17 protein-coding genes and 1 riboswitch are annotated in these 18,968 nt (G+C 36.8%); of the genes, 5 read left to right on the forward strand and 12 right to left on the reverse strand.

The window, feature by feature from the left end:
* Nucleotides 1–105: 105 nt before the first annotated feature.
* From ACFO5Y_RS05790 to cls, 3 genes are read right to left on the reverse strand one after another with little or no spacing between them, the layout of a single operon-like run.
* On the reverse strand, nt 106–1,452 hold the full coding sequence (locus ACFO5Y_RS05790) for a polysaccharide deacetylase family protein (protein WP_197103878.1): 1,347 nt from the start codon (nt 1,450–1,452) through the stop codon (nt 106–108).
* 34 nt (nt 1,453–1,486) lie between these two features.
* Nucleotides 1,487–2,431 (reverse strand): KPN_02809 family neutral zinc metallopeptidase, encoded by a 945-nt coding sequence (gene ypfJ, locus ACFO5Y_RS05795; protein WP_138404290.1) that lies wholly within the window; start codon nt 2,429–2,431, stop codon nt 1,487–1,489.
* Nucleotides 2,432–2,458: 27 nt separating this feature from the next.
* Nucleotides 2,459–4,027: a cardiolipin synthase gene (gene cls, locus ACFO5Y_RS05800; RefSeq protein WP_231606832.1), complete on the reverse strand. Its 1,569-nt coding sequence runs from the start codon at nt 4,025–4,027 to the stop codon at nt 2,459–2,461.
* Nucleotides 4,028–4,189: 162 nt separating this feature from the next.
* Between cls and ACFO5Y_RS05805 the strand changes: the two genes are divergently transcribed.
* Entirely contained in the window at nt 4,190–4,633 is a 444-nt protein-coding gene (locus ACFO5Y_RS05805; RefSeq protein WP_197103879.1) for a YaiI/YqxD family protein, read from the forward strand.
* Between the two features lie 77 nt (nt 4,634–4,710).
* Here ACFO5Y_RS05805 and ACFO5Y_RS05810 read toward each other — a convergent pair whose 3' ends face one another.
* From ACFO5Y_RS05810 to ACFO5Y_RS05835, 6 genes are all read right to left on the reverse strand, one after another.
* A complete protein-coding gene (locus ACFO5Y_RS05810; RefSeq protein WP_380706379.1) occupies nt 4,711–5,328 on the reverse strand; it encodes a hydrolase in 618 nt (205 codons plus the stop codon).
* Nucleotides 5,329–5,636: 308 nt separating this feature from the next.
* Complete coding sequence (locus ACFO5Y_RS05815; RefSeq protein ID WP_197103880.1) at nt 5,637–5,999, reverse strand: ArsR/SmtB family transcription factor; 363 nt, start codon at nt 5,997–5,999, stop codon at nt 5,637–5,639.
* 50 nt (nt 6,000–6,049) lie between these two features.
* Complete coding sequence (locus ACFO5Y_RS05820; protein ID WP_197103881.1) at nt 6,050–6,799, reverse strand: CPBP family intramembrane glutamic endopeptidase; 750 nt, start codon at nt 6,797–6,799, stop codon at nt 6,050–6,052.
* Between the two features lie 9 nt (nt 6,800–6,808).
* A complete protein-coding gene (locus tag ACFO5Y_RS05825; protein ID WP_197103882.1) occupies nt 6,809–7,960 on the reverse strand; it encodes a PX domain-containing protein in 1,152 nt (383 codons plus the stop codon).
* 26 nt (nt 7,961–7,986) lie between these two features.
* Nucleotides 7,987–8,694: an HAD family hydrolase gene (locus tag ACFO5Y_RS05830; RefSeq protein WP_197103883.1), complete on the reverse strand. Its 708-nt coding sequence runs from the start codon at nt 8,692–8,694 to the stop codon at nt 7,987–7,989.
* 103 nt (nt 8,695–8,797) lie between these two features.
* Nucleotides 8,798–9,487, reverse strand: a complete 690-nt coding sequence (locus ACFO5Y_RS05835; protein ID WP_197103884.1) for a hypothetical protein — start codon at nt 9,485–9,487, stop codon at nt 8,798–8,800.
* A 211-nt stretch (nt 9,488–9,698) separates the two neighbouring features.
* Here ACFO5Y_RS05835 and ACFO5Y_RS05840 point away from each other — a divergent pair, with 211 nt between their 5' ends.
* From ACFO5Y_RS05840 to mgtA, 4 genes are all read left to right on the forward strand, one after another.
* Nucleotides 9,699–10,427, forward strand: a complete 729-nt coding sequence (locus ACFO5Y_RS05840) for a glucosamine-6-phosphate deaminase (RefSeq protein ID WP_197103885.1) — start codon at nt 9,699–9,701, stop codon at nt 10,425–10,427.
* 18 nt (nt 10,428–10,445) lie between these two features.
* A complete protein-coding gene (locus ACFO5Y_RS05845; RefSeq protein WP_209494299.1) occupies nt 10,446–11,255 on the forward strand; it encodes a helix-turn-helix transcriptional regulator in 810 nt (269 codons plus the stop codon).
* A gap of 219 nt (nt 11,256–11,474) precedes the next feature.
* Entirely contained in the window at nt 11,475–12,284 is an 810-nt protein-coding gene (locus ACFO5Y_RS05850; RefSeq protein WP_197103887.1) for a helix-turn-helix domain-containing protein, read from the forward strand.
* Between the two features lie 111 nt (nt 12,285–12,395).
* Nucleotides 12,396–12,562: riboswitch (M-box (ykoK) riboswitch) on the forward strand.
* A gap of 239 nt (nt 12,563–12,801) precedes the next feature.
* Nucleotides 12,802–15,444, forward strand: coding sequence for a magnesium-translocating P-type ATPase (mgtA, locus tag ACFO5Y_RS05855; RefSeq protein ID WP_197103888.1), 2,643 nt, complete (start codon nt 12,802–12,804; stop codon nt 15,442–15,444).
* 90 nt (nt 15,445–15,534) lie between these two features.
* Here mgtA and ACFO5Y_RS05860 read toward each other — a convergent pair whose 3' ends face one another.
* The 3 genes from ACFO5Y_RS05860 to glmM all read right to left on the reverse strand — a co-directional run bounded on the left by ACFO5Y_RS05860 (nt 15,535) and on the right by glmM (nt 18,952).
* Nucleotides 15,535–16,359: a helix-turn-helix domain-containing protein gene (locus ACFO5Y_RS05860; protein ID WP_197103889.1), complete on the reverse strand. Its 825-nt coding sequence runs from the start codon at nt 16,357–16,359 to the stop codon at nt 15,535–15,537.
* A gap of 257 nt (nt 16,360–16,616) precedes the next feature.
* Nucleotides 16,617–17,501 carry a putative RNA methyltransferase gene (locus ACFO5Y_RS05865; RefSeq protein ID WP_197103890.1) on the reverse strand — a complete coding sequence of 295 codons (885 nt, stop codon included), beginning with the start codon at nt 17,499–17,501 and terminating at the stop codon, nt 16,617–16,619.
* A 98-nt stretch (nt 17,502–17,599) separates the two neighbouring features.
* Complete coding sequence (glmM, locus tag ACFO5Y_RS05870) at nt 17,600–18,952, reverse strand: phosphoglucosamine mutase (RefSeq protein WP_197103891.1); 1,353 nt, start codon at nt 18,950–18,952, stop codon at nt 17,600–17,602.
* Nucleotides 18,953–18,968 lie beyond the last annotated feature (16 nt).

Here is an 18,968-nt window from a genome sequence, read left to right on the forward strand (position 1 = left end):
CACTTATCTTCTCTTTAATATTATAGATTATTAAAGGGCTTTCGTCTATTATATCAATGCAGCCGTTGCATTTTCACAACGGATGCATTTAGATTATTTTATAAATTATTCCGCAAAGAAACGGTGTTGGAAATCTAATTCCATCGGTGTCACGAATTCATACCCTTGTTCAATTAATTCAGGGACGAAGCGCGCCACAGCATCAACGGTATATTGCGCAGTATCATGCATTAGAACGAGCATATCATTCGATAAATTCGCCATCACATTCTGATAAATTAACTCCGCATCTTGAAGTTCCCAGTCTAAGGAATCCACATTCCAAATAATTGACGTCATATCTGAAAGTAGACGAACAACCCGTGCACCGCCCGCACCAAATGGCATTCGGTATAAGGTTGGTGCAACGCCCGTTGCATCCACAATTGATTCTTGCGTCCATTCGATTTCCTGAATTACTTCTTCATCCGAAATCTGGCTGAAATCAGGATGTGAATAACTATGGTTCGCAATGATATGTCCTTCTTCAACTACGCGTCTTGCCATCTCAGGATGATCATCAACATAGGCTCCGTAGACGAAGAATGTTGCTTTCACACCATTTTCTGCAAGGATTTCCAAAATTTGAGGTGTAAATTCCATATTCGGCCCATCATCAAAAGTTAAAGCAATTTGAGGTGACGGTTTGAGTGGTGTTCCCTTTAATCGTTCACTCAATACTGGGTTTGCGAAAATCGCATCCAAGGTTGGCTGCTCATAATTTCCGTAACTATGCCCGTTTATAATCGCCGCGACTAAATTATCCATTGATAGATGATATGACTCATAAGTTTGCGCCATATACGGCTGATCCGTAAAGTGGCCTGCTTGATGGGTTAACTCATTAGCTAACTGAACAACTTCATATAAGTTGCTACGTGTCACTGTTTCAATGCTTGTAAAATTCTCTAGTTCCCTACTTAATGCATCCATTTCTTGTAGTTTCCCAGGTGCTTGATTTAATAACTCATTGGCCTTAGCAACATATTCACTATCTTCATCTGGTAAAGCACTTTGGGTTTGAGCTATTAAATCCGGTGTAACTCTTTCTCTAACCAAAGGCACTTCATCCATCAAAGGATTCCCTGCGAATACTGGTGATAAAGCTTCTAGGACTTCAAACTGCATTTGAGCATCATCAACTGTAGTATTTAATTCTTCTCTTGATTCTGAAGGTAGCTTATTGACAGATATTTCTGCTTGCTGAATCTCCTCTTGGGTGACATCTGATCTTAATACTTGATTATTTTGATCTTCAAACAAGATACTAATATCTTCCTGGGCTGCTTGTAATCTCTCTTCTTCTGACGGATAGAAAACACTATATAAAACACCCAATACTAAAAACATCCCAAGTACTGATAATAATATTTTTCCTACATCTGATTTTACAAATTCTAATATAAATTTCATTACAACAAGTAGACCTACCTTCATTTTTTACTTTTTATTCATTCTCCAAATACGTATTAAATGTATCTCCGTGTTCAAAATCTCCATATTCAAAGCCGCGCATAAACCAAGCTTGACGTTGCTCTGCTGATCCGTGAGTGAAACTATCTGGTACAACCCGACCGGTTGCCCGTTCTTGAATCGTATCGTCTCCAACCGCAAAAGCTGCTTGTAGGGCTTCATTAATATCCCCGGATTCTAACAAGCCTTCTTCTTGAGCATATTTAGCCCAAACTCCGGCAAAGTAATCCGCTTGTAATTCTAAACGCACATTTAGTTCATTTGCTTCTGTCTCTGACAATGTTTGTCTCACTTCGTTATATTCATCCATCACACCAATTTCATTTTGGATATGATGACCAACCTCATGAGCAACAACATAGGCCATCGCAAAATCTCCTGGCGCCCCGTATTGTTGCGATAAATCACGCCAGAAAGATAAATCAATATAGACATTCGCATCGGCAGGGCAATAGAACGGACCTGCTTGAGAACTTCCAAAACCACAACCAGACGTTGCAGTCCCACCTTCATATATTACCATACCTGGCTCGTCATAAGTCATATTCTCAGTGGAAAATGACTCATTCCAAAAATCTTCTGTACTCGCTAATACAGAAGAGACAAAGTTAAACTCATCATCGGTGACGCCTGTCTCACTTTGTTGCGCCTCATTGTTCACTTGAATTTCATTTGTTGGTTGGTTCATATTGTTGCCACCAAGCAAATCACCAAAGCCACCTAAGGCGCCTCCACCTAAAACGGAGAATAGAATGACAGCAAGGACAACCCACTTACCTTTACCGGGTATTAGAAACAACAGATTTAATAATCCCCCACCCATCGATGAGCGCGAGCCGCCTCTGTTACGACCTGAACCGCCGGATTGTCCACGACGATCTTGAACATTTTTACTACGACGTAAATCTTCCCATTTCATAATTGTTCCTCCATTTTTTTGGTTTTTTTAAACAAATGGTGCTATAAGTCGAAGAACTGCGTCCCAAACACTACCAATGAGACCCACTTTAATATCTTGTAAATGGATACGTCTAGATTTCGCTTGAGAATCTAGAAAATCTTTACTAATATCTTCAATCACTGGGTGATAATAAAACATCGTGCTCGTTTCAAAGTGCAAATAAAGTGACCGATAATCTAAATTAATCGTACCGACGGTCGCTACTTTATCATCTGAAACAAACGTTTTTGCATGCAAGAAGCCGGGTGTATATTCATAAATTTTAATCCCAGCTTTCATTAACGGCCTGTAAAATGAACGCGTCAGCCTAAATACCATCTTTTTGTCCGGAATGCCGGGTGTCATTAAGCGAACATCTACTCCGCGCTTAGCCGCTAATTGCATTGCTGTTTGCAATTCATATGAAATGACGAGATACGGTGTATAAATATATACATAGTCTTGGGCATTATTTAAAATTTCACGGTAGACATTCTCCCCTACAGGTTCAACATCCAAAGGTGTATCTCCAAAAGGCTGAACAAAGCCCATCTCATCCATCGCTGTTTCATCTTCTTGTAATTCGCGTGTTTCATTCATAATATGATCAATTCGAAATGGTTCATAGGATTCGTCCGTATAATAGAAAGAATTCCACATATTTAAGAATAAATTCGTTAAATTCCATGTCGCTGGACCTTGAATTCGAACCATATTATCTTTCCAATAACCAAAGCGTTCCTTCACATTAATATATTCATCCGCAATATTTAAACCACCCGTATAACCAATCTCACTATCAATAATGACAAACTTTCGGTGGTCACGCGTATTATATACCATTGAAATTAACGGTTTTACCGGATTAAATTTCAAGGCTTTAATTCCTAATTCTTCGAGTTGCTCATCAAAGTCTTTGGGTAAGCGTGTAATTGATCCAAAATCATCATATAGGAACCGAACATCCACACCTTCCTTAGCCTTTTCCTTAAGCACTTCAAAAATTGAATCAAACATAACACCTGTTTCGACAATAAAAAACTCAATAAATATCGTCTTCTTAGCATTCTTTAAATCATATAATAATGATGACATCATCGATTCTCCATTCGGAAAATACTTTGCATCAGTATTTGTATACACCGGCATATGCGCATAATTGCTTATATATTGACTTAAAGCAGAAAGTCTTTTATCTTTCTTCTCTAAATATTCTTGCGCTGATGGAACCGATGTCATTTCTTTTGAATGCAGCTTTTGCAATAAATCCATGCTTCGACGCATCCAAATTATTGGTCGCTTGTTACCTATCATTAAATACAGTATCCCACCAAATAAGGGGAATAATGTAATGGCAATGATCCAACTCATTCGATATGCTGGACTCTCATCTTTATTCACTAGATACAAAACCATGATAATTGATGCAAAAGTGAAAGCAAACTGAATATAAGCTGAATAAGCAACAATATTGTTCATAATGATGACAAACCACACAATCTGAACAATAAATGCCACTGCAAGAACACCCACGCGTTCTAGCGTTGACTTTTTCTCTGGTTTCATTCTTTGCATACCCTCCATAATACTTATTTTTAACTACTATTTATTATAGTAAATATTTGCCCAGAAGACTATCAAACTATAGTCTTATTTTAGCTTTTTTGACTTTTTGTCCTTGATTTATCATAATACTCATATGAAATTCAACTATATACTTAAGAAAGGAGTCCCATTATGAAAATACTTATCGATGCAGATGCTAGTCCAGTAAAAAACGAAGTCATCCAACTAGCCGAAGAATTCCAACTAGAAGTAGTTATCGTCTCAAGCATTTCTCATTATACCTTCGACACTTATCCAGATTTCGTCAAAGTCATCTATGTTGAGACCGGTACAGACCGCGCTGACTTTAAAATCGTTCAACTTGCTCAGCCAGGAGACATCATCGTGACTCAAGATTACGGTCTTGCCTCATTATTACTGCCTAAGAAATGTCGCGTCATTCACCACAATAGTTACGAATATACCCAAGAAAATATCGATCTGCTTTTACATCGCCGACACTTTAGTGCTTTGGAAAGACAAAGTGGTATACGTACTAAAGGACCTAAAGCTTTTACAGATGGTGATCGCAAAAAGTTTTCACAATTTCTGTTACACATCTTAGAAAACTCATAAGAATGCCTATGAAAAAAGAGCCAAAAGGTTGAGTGATTCTCAACCCCTTGCTCAATGTAATAATTCTGATTTGTAATTTAGTTAGACTGCGAACGATAATTAACCATGACTTCTGCAAATATTTCAGCACTTGTCGGTGGTGTAAAGGTAATGGCATTCGCACCCGCTTCAATCGTTTCTTCAATTGATTCTTCGGTTGGCCCTCCGGTTGCTATGATTGGCACCATCGGTCCGACTTCATCACGAATTTGTTTAACTAAAGCGGCTGTATTAGCACCTGCCGATACGTTTAGCATGTCTGCCCCAGCGTTTAGCTTCGTGATGTAATCATCTTTGTCACTCGCAATCGTCGCAATCACAGGAATATCAATGCGTTTATTGATTTCTGTAATCACTTCTTTCTTCATCGGCGCATTGACAATAACACCATAAGCTCCCATTTGCTCAGCTTGAAAGGCAAGGTCTACACTTCTTTGACCGGTCGTTGTTCCGCCACCCACTCCTAGGAAAACAGGTACAGAAGCTACGTCAACGATCGATTGCATAATCGTTAATTGTGGTGTAAATGGATAGACAGCAATCACGGATTGAGCATTACTGTTTTTGATAATCGCTACATCCGTTGTAAATAAAAGTGATTTAATTCGCTTTCCTAATATTTTCACTCCAGATGCTTTATAGATCGCATCAGGCATTTCAACAATTCTTGTTTTTAACTCTGCTTGAAATTCTGGAATAAACTTCTCTTTCTTTTCAGGTTGTTCAGAAACAACATCTGTTAAAATTATACGTTGTTCATTGTCTTCTGTTATTTCCGTTGTGACAGCTTGATAACTGGGTCCTGGCTGTTCAAATCGATCACTGTTAAATTTTTCTTCGTTTGTCATAATTCACACTCCTTAATAATACTTCTACCATTCTATACAAAAAAGACCACAAATTAAAGTTTTCTCACCTACGGTTACCGAGAGCACTTTCTTTGCGGTCTTTTATAATTTTCTGATTAAACTTTTTCAGTCATCTTCGAAATATCTTTCGCTACATCTAGTAAAGACATCACTTCTTCATTTTCTAAGGCATAAACAACACGTTTACCGTGTTTTTCTGACGTTATCACACCACTGTTACGTAATGTAATTAAGTGATGAGACGTCGTTGCGACTGACGCATCGATAAATCGTGAAATTTCATACACGCATAATTGCTTATAGTGCGCTAGGAGTTCTACGATTTTAATTCGATTTAAATCACCTAATACTTTAAATATATCAGCTTTACCTTCTACTATATTAGTGTCGATTATATTTTTAACGTTAGCCATTTCCAAATCAATGGCTTCGTCATTTAGGCATTCATATTGAGACATATTGTCACCTCTCATTTTACAAATATTATAATTTGGTTATCACCATAGAATTATAGCATTTGTATTGCCATAAATCCAATGAAGTTTTGAATGATATGTAAAAGAATTGGATATTCAAGGCGTCTCGTATATAAATAAACAAAGGTAAACCCTGCAGATAATACAAAGTACACCATGAAATCAATCCAGTTAGCTGGACCATGTAACATCGTAAAGATGACTGCAGCCACAAATGCCCCAATGATTGGCATTAAAGAGAATGTATACTTCATGATTAGTCCTCTTAAGATATACTCCTCAGTAATCGGCGTTAAAATAACGATATTAATAAACATTAAAATTGGGTTCATATTTTGAACTAAGGACTCGACCGTCGTTTGGTTCCCTGGTTGGACATAATCCAGTGCCACAAACATAATAATCATATTAAGTAGCACTTGAAGTAAATAAATGAATACATATATTTTCAGTGCTGTGGTAACATTTTGCCAACTGAAGGATTTAAAATCAAAAAATTTAAACCCTAACAACTTGCCTGTCACAATGATTAAAACCGCTAGACCGAGCGTCTGTAGAAAATACTCCATCGGTGCATGCGTCATTAAATTAAGTAAATTGCCTTCTGTCAAAGTTTCAACAGTTAATTCAACTTCGGCATTCAGCGCACCTCGGCGAATGACCCATGTTTCAGCTAGGACCCGCACATAAAAGTAGGCGGCAATCAAAAGTGGGGCTTTCCACCAACTCCCTTTTACTTGGTCAGACCACGGTCTCTTTAATTCTTTCCATACACCTTGCATAACTTACCTCTATTCTTCAGTTGTCTCGAACATATCTGGCGTGAGTGTTGCTTCTAATTCATTGATTTCTTGAATAACATCAAAGCCTACAAATTCAGCGAACTCTTCATACGAATAAACGATCTCATCTGTAAAATCAATGATTGTCCCCGCACTTTCAAGTAAGTATAATTCGATACCTGTCATTTGTTCTTCATCGTTCATCGCAACGAGTCCCATACCGAACACACCATTCTCATAGTCGACGTTCATCGTCCCTTCAATCGCCGTTGTCGCTCGATCGAAGAACTCAGATAACTCTGGGTATTCTTCCTGTTTCGCTTGCGCAATTTCATTGTAAAGCGTTCCAATGTCCCCCGCAATCATGACTTGCTCGCCCATCTCGTTCGCTTCAAACGCATTGATGACTTCTTCATGACCTAACCACTCAATCGCAACTTCAGTTAAGAAATCTTCCACTCGAAACATTTCTAAATTGGCACTATTTAAACCACCTTCAGTCGAATCCAATTGCACAACTTTCCCTTGAAGTTCGTCATAGTTTTCTTGAGTGAAGACATAAAAATCTTCCACGACCGTCCCAGCATAAATTTGAGGCTGTGTATTCAAAGCATCGGCAGCATATTGAATTAAATCATCCACTGAAATATGTGCTTCTTGAATGGACTCACGGTCACTTCTTGAGAAGATGGCACTCGGTAAATAAGGAGGTCTTAATTGAGCGGTATAATATTTATCCCCGTCTTTCAATGAGTTTTGAGAGATTAAATCCATTTCCTCACCGACAACAACAAAACTAGCATATTCAACTGAACGTTGTTCTAATTGACTCACACCTTCTAAAAAGGCAAGCGGTGAAGAAGTATCCAAAGCTGATTCCATTGGTACTTCCTCAGTTTCTACAATACTTTCAACTTCCGAACTCTCTTCAGTTGATGCATCCTCTGTTGCCTCTTCTGATGTTTCTTCTGAAGTCTCCTCTACCGATTCATCAGAACTTTCTTGACTTTCTTCTTCAGCTGGAGCTTCCGATGTAGACTCTTGTCCCCACTCAACTGATTCGATGGGTGAGATGTTTTCCGCAAAAGTTGTTATGACAGGTGAAGATAAACCGAATAAAAGCGCCAACACAAGGAGGCTAAGACTTTTTTTATTGTTCATTTACTTTGTTCCTTTCTAAATGACTTTTACTGAGCTGCATTAATAATATCTAACGTATCTAGCAATTCATCAAAGTGGCTAATAATATAATCCGCTTCTTTAAGATGCTCACGGTGACTTTCTTCAGTAGCTAAACCAATCGATGCATGTGTATGCTTTCCATACTCCATATCAACCGTTGAGTCGCCGACATAAATCATCTCATCTAAACGAATATCATATCGTCTGGCAATTTCGTGAAGAGCTGTTGGGTTTGGCTTTGGTCCAAAGTCATCGGCACCGCCAACAAATTCAAAGTATTGATCAATGTTTGCTAACTTTAACGTTTCCTCAGCAATCCGGCGATTATCATTGGTAACAACAGCTAAAATATAATCATCTTTGAGGGCTTCCAGTGCATTCATTGCGCCGTCCATTACCAATACATGCTCACCGTGACCTTTGACATAGTCTAAATAAGTATCTTCTAAGATTTCTTCAATTTCAGAGACCGGCATATCCAAAATCTTACTAAATTCTCTAGCTTGGTCAATGATACTTCCCGCAGCATAAATTGAATTAGCCACAACTATATCACCTTCCACACCCATATGCTTTCTGAATGCTTCTTTGTCTTCATCATTCAAATCGGTTTTATCTAATAATAAGTTAGTCACATCGACACTCGGTTGGTCCCAAGTCCTTCCTAACTCTATTAATGTTCCATCTTTATCTAAAATAATTGCTTTAATCAATTGAAAGTCCTCCTAAAAGTTGTTAGATTCCCATTAATTGTATCATATTTGTATGCAAAAAAAGAATGCAAACAGCGTATGTTTACATTCTTCTAGATATAATTTAAATTTGTAATCCGAAAAAAATTAACTCATAGATATAAGACAATGGCATGAATGAACTTGACCAATACACCGGAACAAAATCCGCACTAATTAAAGCTTTAGAAATCATTGGTAATGAATATCTTTGTCTTCTTCCAAATTCCACCATTATATTAGCAAATTGACGAAATGATGTATTTGAGTTGTTACTGTTTGAAGCCATAACTGTTCCAAATGGTGACGTGTTTGCTTCGTTGTCTTGAGTGGATTCGTCGCCTTCAGGGGTTTCATCCACACTTTCAGAAGAATCCATATCTCCAGGTGTTTCTATTGTTGAAGATTCTGGTCGACTGCTTGAGCTATTATCTTCTTCACTTGATTGTGAAGATGTTTCCTCGTCTTCTTGACTTTCTTGGCCTGAACCTGGATTTGATGACTCTGGTGGTGTTTCTGATTCATCACTGCTCGATTCTTCAGGTTCAGATTCGATGTTTTCAGGTGGGTCTGGTGGAGGTGGTAACTCCCCTTCATCGCCTTCTGCAATGGGTTGTTCATAATCACCGCGACCTTCTTCTAAATAACTCCCTTCGTCTGAAGAGTTATCAATAGCAGCTACTTGAACTTGTGTTGTGTGGCTACTTATAAAAACTAAAAGCAACAAAACGACTAAGCCCAAGAAGAAATTTTGCTTACGCTTATTACAATTCATAAGAGCCTCCTTTGGTTTAATTTTTCCTTAGAATAAATATATCATAATATTTACCAAAGAAGTCGATTAACATACATTTGTAGCCATATCATAATAAATTTAATACAAATAGAAACTATTCTGTCACATTACTGTAAAATACAAATAAAAACTTGCATAATATAGAAGTTATAAAGTAAAATAAATTATATAATTAACAAGGAGGATATACATGAATATTTTTGTATTTGAAACATCCCTAGAAGCATCACAATACGCTTACGATTTAGTCGCAAAAGCTTTAGAATCTGGCGCAAACACATTTGGTCTAGCTACAGGGTCGACACCTGAGGAATTATACTCAATTATCCGTGACTCTGATTTAGACTTTACTGACGCTAAAGCAGTAAACTTAGATGAATATTACGGTTTACCTGCTGATAACGATCAAAGCTATGCTTACTTCATGAAAAAACATTTATTTGATGCAAAACCATTTGCACAAACGCATATTCCTGATGGAACAGCCACAGATGTTGAGAAAGAAATTGAAGATTACAACACAATTTTAAGCGAGAACCCAGTTGATTTACAAATTTTAGGTATTGGTTCAAACGGACACATTGGTTTCAACGAACCAGGTAGTCCTTTCGATTCAAAAACTCGTTTAGTTGATTTAACTGACGAAACAATCCAAGCGAACAAACGTAACTTTGAATCAGAAGCAGACGTTCCTAAAAAAGCTTTCTCAATGGGAATCGGTTCTATCTTAGAATCTAAACAAATTGTATTGATGGCTTTCGGAGAAAACAAAGCAAAAGCAGTTAAAGAAACTGTCCATGGTGAAGTTACTCCTGATGTCCCAGCAAGTGTCTTAAAAAACCATTCAAATACAGTCATCTTATTAGATAAAGCTGCAGCAAGCCAATTAGATCCAAGTGACTACGAAGTTATTGGCTAATTTGTTCATATAAAGATGATGAACAAAAACCAACATAACCGAATGAATCGTTCGGATTCTCTCTATTATCCTTTTCGTATTCAATCAGATACTGTTGCAGCGGGCAATTCAGCGAATTACTCAGGCTTTGCAACTTATACTCTTCTATTTGTTACGCAAGGAGCAGGAGAATTAATAACAAAATATGAGACCTTCAGTTTTGAAGGTCCTTTTTGCATACTTATCCCTAAACTCATCCCCTTTAACCTATCGGCTAAAGATAACTCCCCTTTATATTTACACACAATTGAATATACAGTGAACCAGCGGGAGCAGACTGAGAGAAATCTTGAGCAATTTAAAGTGATTGATATAGACAATGACAGTATAAATCTTTCTGTAACACTCTTGTTGAATGAAATCAATTCCCCTTCGAGACATTTTAATGCTATAATGGAACATATTTTCAATTTAGTTATGATTTATGACAATATTAACACGACTCAAACGTATGATGGCCCTGAACACTTCCATATCAGCGAAAACGTTCGCCAAGCCCAGTATTTTATCGAACATAATTTTCACAAAAAGATTTCAGTCAAAGATGTCGCAGCACAAACACAATTAAGTTCAGATTATTTTATTACTGTTTTTCATGATGAATTGGGCTTGACGCCCCATCAATATATCATTCGCTGTCGGATGGAACATTCACACTTTTTATTAGAAAATACGCACAAATCAATACAAGACATCGCCAAAGAATGTGGTTATAAATCATCGAATCATTTTTCTACAAAATTCAAGGAGTTTTTTGGGTATTCCCCACGAAATTTAAAAACAAAATAATACTTTTATGAAATATATTTAATTTATTTTATTTATTGAAGTTAGCATGTTAATATAGTTTATGAGTTAGGTCTTGATTGCGTTTTCGTAACCATTAGCAAGATACTGATAAAAAAATTGTATGAATTTAGTAAAAAAACATTTATATTATTCACTTTGTGTAATATAATGTATTTATAAAAATGATTACTCAATTTTTGAAAAAAGGAGGTTAGTTTTATGTATATATCAAATATTAATTCGTCTTCAATTAAACTACAGTCAATCGAAACCGAAAGTATTCCAACAACCGGTGAATCTATTACTGTTTTTTCAGAAAACAATTTAACATTATTATACATCGTTAAAGGTGCGGCAGATTTCAATGTGAATGATCGAGAAGGTCAAGTTAAGAAACGCGACATGATTTTACTTAATCCAGAAACAACATTGGAATTAACTACGATTCGTAAAGTTGAATGGATTAAAATCACGTTGACTGGTATTTTATTTACTTCAAGTCTTGATATTGATTCTAAAAGCCAGATGTTCGTGACTGAAGATACATCACAATCAATTAAACGTTACTTAGATCTTGCTATCTTAGAACATACACATCGTTTCCGTGGAACAGAATTAATTCTTAAGAAATTACTTGAGTGTATTATGGTCCATGTACTTAAAAACAGTGAGTTATCAATTAAAGATGCAAGTGTTCAAGTGAAAAATGATGAAATCGAACGTATTCAACAATACATTCGTAAAAATTATTCACAAAAAATCTCATTGGATGATTTATCAGATCATGTTGGAATCAACAAGTATTACTTAATTCGTCTATTCAAGCAAAAAACGGGTCTATCACCCATTGATTACTTGATTCATGTGCGTTTAGCCGAAGCTGAGAAGTTACTCGCTACTTCAAACATTACCATTTCTAAGATTTCTGATATGGTTGGTTTTCACTCACCATCTCATTTCTCAAAGACCTTTAAAGAGTCAAATCACTGTACACCCTCTGCTTTCCGTAAGAAGCACAGTACAGATTAAGTTATTAAGCTAATCTATAGCATTCTGTCTATAAAGTAGATAGAATGCTTATTTTTTAAAATTAAATTTGACTTTTTCTTCCTGCGTGATATGGTTGAGTTTGGAAAATTTAATAAGATTTGTTAGGTGAGGCTCCTATACATACATAGGCTATTGCCCAAAAACGTCCAGAGACGCCAATGGGTATAACAGGAATTGTCGAAATAAGGCTTTTCATAATGTAGCTAACAGTTATTGTTTACGATGTATAGTGCTGAAACTCCACAAAGAATCCGTATAAATTTTTTTGTGCGTTTTTTTGTGTCCTCGCTTGCATAAGTGAGGGCTTTTTCTATTTCTTATGAATTTCCAACGATTAATTAAAAAAGGAGGGAAAACAAATGGACTCGTCCAGGATACAGAGATTTCAAATAAATATCGTCGATGCATCAGGTCGTGCCTATTTGTCGACTGTCATAATCTCCTGATGTCTCACACTTTTGAAGTCTCATTAATATTAATTAAGGAGGCAGTAACAATGAAAGACAATAAATTATTAAATTACTTTGACTTAGCAAGTCTAAGCATTCAAGATTTAATGAAACAATTAGGTATAAAACAAGAGGGCTTTACATATCAAGAAGCCGCAGATATTCAAAGTATTGATGGAAAGAACGAAATTAATTATGGTGCAGATAAACCATTATGGAAAGTGTTTATTGATGCGTTCTCTTCTCCATTTACACTCGTACTTATTGTACTGGCATGCATTTCATTTTTAACTGAGTATATTCTAGTCAATCCAGGCGAGAAAGATGCGACCAGTGCGGTCATTATCATTTTGCTAGTTTTACTTAGTGGCATGATGTCATTTATTCAATCTGTTCGGTCAAACCGTGCGGCTCAAGCTTTAAATCAATTAGTTGAAGTTACTTCAACGGTGAAACGCGAAGGAACGTTTAGAGAAATCCCAACAGAAGATATTGTCTTAGGTGACATTGTACACCTTTCAGCCGGGGATATGATTCCGTCAGATATTCGTTTAATCCAGACGAAAGACTTATTCATCTCTCAAACATCCCTGACTGGAGAAAGTTACCCGGTTGAAAAATTCGCGAACACGATTATTACAGAATCCGACTCCGAAACGAACTACGACACGTTAGCATATATGGGAAGCGAAGTTGTGAGCGGAACTGCTGAAGGTATTGTTGTACGAACTGCAAACAATACTCTATTCGGACAAATTGCTCAAGATCTCAATCAAGAACCGATAAAAACTAGCTTCGATAAAGGAATCGAAAGCACATCTCAATTACTTATTCGCTTCATGATGGTCCTTGCCCCAACTGTCATTCTGATTAATGGCTTAACAAAAGGTGATTGGTTACAAGCTTTACTTTTTGGAATTTCAGTTGCGGTTGGCCTCACCCCAGAAATGTTACCCATGATTGTCACTTCTAACTTAGTCAAAGGTGCAAGTACTATGGCAAAAAAAGGGACAGTCATTCGAAACCTAAACTCAATTCAGAATTTTGGAGCCATAGATGTTCTTTGTACTGATAAAACAGGAACACTTACTCAAGATAAAATCGTCCTACAATATCATCTCGATATTGACGGCAATGAGAATAAACGCGTTCTCCATCATGCATTTTTAAACAGTTATTACCAAACAGGTTTAAAAAACCTCATGGATGTTGCCGTTATTGAAGCAACTGAAAAAGAACTCGAGATTGAAACTTTTAACTATAAAAAAATCGATGAAATTCCCTTTGACTTTAATCGTCGACGCATGAGCGTAGTTGTTGAAGATTTAACTGGGAAAACGCAAATGATTACCAAGGGCGCTATAGAAGAAATGCTTTCAATTAGTCAATACGTTGAAATCAATGGTGAAGTCCAACCACTCACTGAAGAAGCAAAAGTAAATGTACTGAACACAGTGGATGATTTAAATTCTAATGGTTTACGTGTTCTTGGACTTTCACAAAAAACAAATCCCGCAGGAATTGGCGCACTGTCAGTTAAAGATGAGTCTGACATGGTTCTCATTGGGTTCCTAGCCTTTTTAGATCCTCCTAAAGAATCGACGAAGGAAGCTCTGAATGCTTTAAGAGATCATAATGTTAACGTGAAAATATTGACCGGTGACAATGCTTTAGTTACTCAAGCGATTTGTTCACAAGTTGGAATTAATGCGGAACACTACTTAACTGGTGACATCGTGAGTCAAATGAGCGAAAATCAATTAGCCGAAGCTGTCGAAACTTACAATGTCTTCGTAAAACTCAATCCAACACAAAAAGCAGAAATCGTTCGCTTATTACGAAAAAATGATCATGTTGTTGGTTTTTTAGGTGATGGAATCAATGACTCACCTGCTATGAGAGCAGCTGACGTCGGTATTTCTGTAGATAATGCCGTTGATATCGCCAAAGATTCTGCAGATGTTATTCTGTTAGAAAAAGATTTAATGATCCTTGAAAAAGGGATTATTCTAGGCCGAAAAGTGTTTGGAAATATAATGAAGTATATTAATGCGACAACGAGTTCTAACTTCGGAAATATGTTCTCAGTACTGATTGCAAGTATTTTTCTACCATTCTTACCTATGCTACCCATGCAACTCTTATTCTTAAACTTACTATATGACATCTCTTGTATGTCAATGCCTTGGGATAATGTAGATGAAGAATATTTAAAAGCACCAAAAAAATGGGAATCTTCTAGTATTCAACGATTCATGATTTGGTTTGGACCAACAAGTTCAATTTTTGATATTCTGAGTTTTGCTGTTTTGTTCCTAATTATCTTACCGCAGTTTTTAGGTGGTAACTATTCTAGCCTAAATTCAGAAACACAAGAATTATTCATTGCTTTATTCCATTCGGGTTGGTTTGTTGTCTCTTTATGGACACAAACTCTAGTATTATATACATTACGCACTAAAAAGTTACCGTTCATTGAAAGTCGTCCATCAACGGTTATGACCTTTTTCACGTTGTTAGGAATTGTCATTGGGACGATTGTGCCATATACACAATTAGGAACTGCCTTAGACTTAACGGCGCTTCCAGATACTTTTTGGCTTCTGCTCTTAGGTATTGTTATTGCTTACTTAATTCTAGTCACTATCGTAAAGTACTACTATGTCAAACGATACGGTGAACTATTATAATAATTTTTAACGAGTTCTTCGGGACTCGTTTTTATTTACAAAAAAACCTAAAGTATCGGCTTTACCTTACTTTAGGGAGTGTCTGTTATATTATAAAATACGTTTATTCATTTCTTTTGTATTTTTTTTACGATATTCAGACGGCGTACAATCATTCACTTCTTTAAATGATTTTGAGAAATAGGATGGCGAATGAAAACCGACATAATCCGCAATCTTAGAAACCGTATAATTTGATTCTGCTAATAGTTTTTCTGCTTCAGCTAAACGAACTTGAATGAGATAGTCAATTGGCGACAAGCCTGTCCGTTGCTTAAACACACGAATAAAGTAATACTTCTTCATGCCAATATGACTCGCTAGTTGATCTAGCGTCAAACGCTTTGAATAATTCTCTCGAATAAAGCGTTGAACTAATTGAATTTCATCGTCCTCAACTTGCACACTATCATCTTTAATCGTTAAATCTTTACTTCTTAATATATGGGCCACCACGCATTCAATGAGCTTTTTAGTTATTAAAGCAGTCCCTTCAAACTCATTAGCGTCTTCAACAAGCGCTAAATTCAGATAAGCCTTCATTTGGCGCGTCTCATCTTGAGTGACATAAAGCTGTTTAGTCGAATCAATATCGATACTTGAAATAAATAAAATGCCCGACAAGGTAAATTTTATCCACTCGACCTTGCGAAGTGGTTCGATTGTCAATTCCATCCCAGGATTTAATATGATTAAATCTTCTTTTTTAAATTGCCCACTGCTTAACTTGGTTTCGTAATTCCCTCCACCTTTAATGATATAAAGCAATGTCACCTGATCTTCTGAATAAATAGTTATCGGTTGTTTTGTAGTCATTTCTTCTTTATTTATTGCATGTAATTTGATTGATGATGAATTGATATTTGAAATGTACATAACTATCCCCACCCTTTTCTTTAAATATAAAAAAGTGATTTTAGTTTTTAGCACTTACTGATTGACATGTCACTTCCTAAGCCAGAATCCCATAACAAAGCACACTCAATCCTCCATTAAAACATTATTAGCTAGGGTTGGAGCATATCTCACTCAATAAATGTCACATTCTAATCACTACTGAATAGCGTATCATATTCTTGCGAAAATTTCCCCTTAAAATGAACAAATTGTTGTCTAAGTAGTGTTGGGGAAGGTTAATTCTTACCATGTAATACGGTTACATCCAATGTAATGAAGCCATCTAGCTTCGTCAGTAATGTTTGGCGTTCTTCGTCACTTAATTGCCAAGTCAATGGCGTCATAACGACTAAATCTTCCAACTGACTACGGGTTAATTTTTGAGTCGCCTTAATTTCTTTCATCTTGGCATCTGGATAGTGCGTTTTGAAGACCTCGATGACATCTTCATTGGAGTATGGATGAATATTTCCAATTTCCATATCCATGAGAGCTTGTCTTATTTCCTGTAAATAGCCAGAGTTAGGAATGATTTTAATGAGCTCACCTGATGGCTTTAAAATTCGGTCAAATTCCGAGTAATTTGACGGTGAAAATATTGAAAAGACGATATCTATTTGATGATTAGCTACAGGTAACTCTGCCAAATCCGCAATCATCGATAACATATGGCCATTATAATCTGTCGCAGCTTGGACCGCACTTTTTGCTAAATCGACCCCTATCAAGCGATACTCATTATCTTTAACTTGGCGACTCATTTGCCACAAGTGACTGCCTTCTCCACTCCCTGCATCAATCATTGAAATATCTTTTTGATAATTTCCAACTAGATATTGTCCAATATATTCATGCAGAGGTCGATACAGCTTTGTATTTAAAATAATCTCACGTCTTGAGTGAAACAAGGACGCATCATATTTTGTATTCGATGCTTTCCTAGCCATGAAAAAATAGCCTTGTTTCGCCATATCAAAACGGTGACCATTCGTGCACACCAAACTATGCGAGTCTAACTCTAAGGCTTCCTGGCAATGGATACAGCTTAAATTGACAGCTTGATGAGTGTTAAGCCAATGTACTGTTCGGTCTTTCTTATTTAATTCATTTAACTGAGTCATCACGACTTTGCCTCCCATTTTTCTCTACTTTTTAGATGATTTATCATAAAACAAAAAAGTACTGAAGAAAGGACTTCTTCAGTACTAAGTTTAATTGCTTACTCCATACCACGAATGTCACGAATAACGTCTGCGATTTGATCCACGTAACGGTCAACACGTTCAGGTGTTGATGCTTCCGCCATGACACGTAAGATTGGTTCCGTTCCACTTGGACGTACTAAGATACGACCGTCGCCATCCATTTCCGCTTCAACTTTAGCGATGATTTCTTTCACTTCTGGCTCATCCATGACAGTATGTTTGTCGTGAACACGAATATTAACTAATTTTTGTGGGAAGATGGTTACTTCACCCGCTAATTCTGATAATTTCTTACCAGTTTCACGCATCACAGCCATTAATTGAACGGCTGTTAATAAGCCGTCTCCCGTTGTATTGTAATCTAACATCACAATATGACCTGATTGTTCGCCACCTAAAGTGTGGTTACCTTCTCGCATTGCTTCGACAACATATCGGTCTCCAACTTTAGTTTTTAAAGCTGTCATGTTATTTTCTTCAACAGCTTTATGGAATCCAATGTTACTCATAACTGTTGATACGATTGTATTGTTAGCTAAGCGTCCTTGAGATTGTAAATGTTTACCTAAGATAAACATAATTTTATCGCCATCAACAATGGCACCTGTCTCATCAACTGCGATTAAACGGTCTCCGTCGCCATCTAAAGCAACTCCAAGGTCTGCACCTTTTTCTTTAACCATTTCTTGTAAAGCTTCAGGGTGAGTTGATCCGACACCATTATTGATGTTAATTCCGTCAGGACGGTCTCCCATTGTATAGAAATCAGTCTCTAAATCTGCGAACAATTGGTTCACTAATGGGGCTGTTGCACCGTTGGCAGCATCCACACACACTTTTAAATCATCTAAGTTCGCTGAGATGGTTGATTGTAAGTATTGAATATATTTGATTGATCCTTCTGGGAAATCATCGGTTACTCCTAAGCCGTCTGCACTTGGGCGAGGTAGTTCATCAGCATCACTATCTAGTAATGCTTCGATTTCTGCTTCTTGATCATCAGAAAGTTTAAATCCGTTACTTCCGAAGAATTTAATTCCATTGTCTTGTGCTGGATTGTGAGAAGCACTGATCATTACTCCAGCAGCTGCCCCTTGAGTTTTTGTTAAATAAGCTACTGCTGGTGTTGAGATCACACCTAATCGCATAACTTCGATTCCGACAGATAATAATCCTGCTGTTAAAGCGTACTCTAATAATTCTCCAGAGATACGTGTGTCGCGCGCAACTAGTACGCGTGGATGTTCAACGTCAGAGTGTTGAAGTAACACATACCCTCCATAACGACCTAATTTAAAAGCTAATTCAGGTGTTAATTCACTATTTGCTACACCTCTGACACCATCTGTTCCAAAATATTTACCCATTATTGATTAATCTCCT

Source organism: Ruoffia tabacinasalis (assembly GCF_042652985.1).
In the GTDB taxonomy this organism is placed as follows: Bacteria; Bacillota; Bacilli; order Lactobacillales; family Aerococcaceae; genus Ruoffia; species Ruoffia tabacinasalis.

Excerpts from the sequence above, each read along its gene's own strand:
- ACFO5Y_RS05845 (WP_209494299.1), top strand. The coding sequence starts at position 10,446 with ATGAACAAAAACCAACATAACCGAATGAATCGTTCGGATTCTCTCTAT.
- ACFO5Y_RS05850 (WP_197103887.1), top strand. The coding sequence starts at position 11,475 with ATGTATATATCAAATATTAATTCGTCTTCAATTAAACTACAGTCAATC.
- ypfJ (WP_138404290.1), bottom strand. The coding sequence starts at position 2,431 with ATGAAATGGGAAGATTTACGTCGTAGTAAAAATGTTCAAGATCGTCGT.
- ACFO5Y_RS05790 (WP_197103878.1), bottom strand. The coding sequence starts at position 1,452 with ATGAAATTTATATTAGAATTTGTAAAATCAGATGTAGGAAAAATATTA.
- glmM (WP_197103891.1), bottom strand. The coding sequence starts at position 18,952 with ATGGGTAAATATTTTGGAACAGATGGTGTCAGAGGTGTAGCAAATAGT.
- ACFO5Y_RS05815 (WP_197103880.1), bottom strand. The coding sequence starts at position 5,999 with ATGTCTCAATATGAATGCCTAAATGACGAAGCCATTGATTTGGAAATG.
- ACFO5Y_RS05860 (WP_197103889.1), bottom strand. The coding sequence starts at position 16,359 with ATGTACATTTCAAATATCAATTCATCATCAATCAAATTACATGCAATA.
- ACFO5Y_RS05810 (WP_380706379.1), bottom strand. The coding sequence starts at position 5,328 with ATGCCTGATGCGATCTATAAAGCATCTGGAGTGAAAATATTAGGAAAG.
- ACFO5Y_RS05825 (WP_197103882.1), bottom strand. The coding sequence starts at position 7,960 with ATGAACAATAAAAAAAGTCTTAGCCTCCTTGTGTTGGCGCTTTTATTC.
- ACFO5Y_RS05820 (WP_197103881.1), bottom strand. The coding sequence starts at position 6,799 with ATGCAAGGTGTATGGAAAGAATTAAAGAGACCGTGGTCTGACCAAGTA.
- mgtA (WP_197103888.1), top strand. The coding sequence starts at position 12,802 with ATGAAAGACAATAAATTATTAAATTACTTTGACTTAGCAAGTCTAAGC.
- ACFO5Y_RS05865 (WP_197103890.1), bottom strand. The coding sequence starts at position 17,501 with ATGACTCAGTTAAATGAATTAAATAAGAAAGACCGAACAGTACATTGG.
- ACFO5Y_RS05840 (WP_197103885.1), top strand. The coding sequence starts at position 9,699 with ATGAATATTTTTGTATTTGAAACATCCCTAGAAGCATCACAATACGCT.
- ACFO5Y_RS05835 (WP_197103884.1), bottom strand. The coding sequence starts at position 9,487 with ATGAATTGTAATAAGCGTAAGCAAAATTTCTTCTTGGGCTTAGTCGTT.
- cls (WP_231606832.1), bottom strand. The coding sequence starts at position 4,027 with ATGCAAAGAATGAAACCAGAGAAAAAGTCAACGCTAGAACGCGTGGGT.
- ACFO5Y_RS05805 (WP_197103879.1), top strand. The coding sequence starts at position 4,190 with ATGAAAATACTTATCGATGCAGATGCTAGTCCAGTAAAAAACGAAGTC.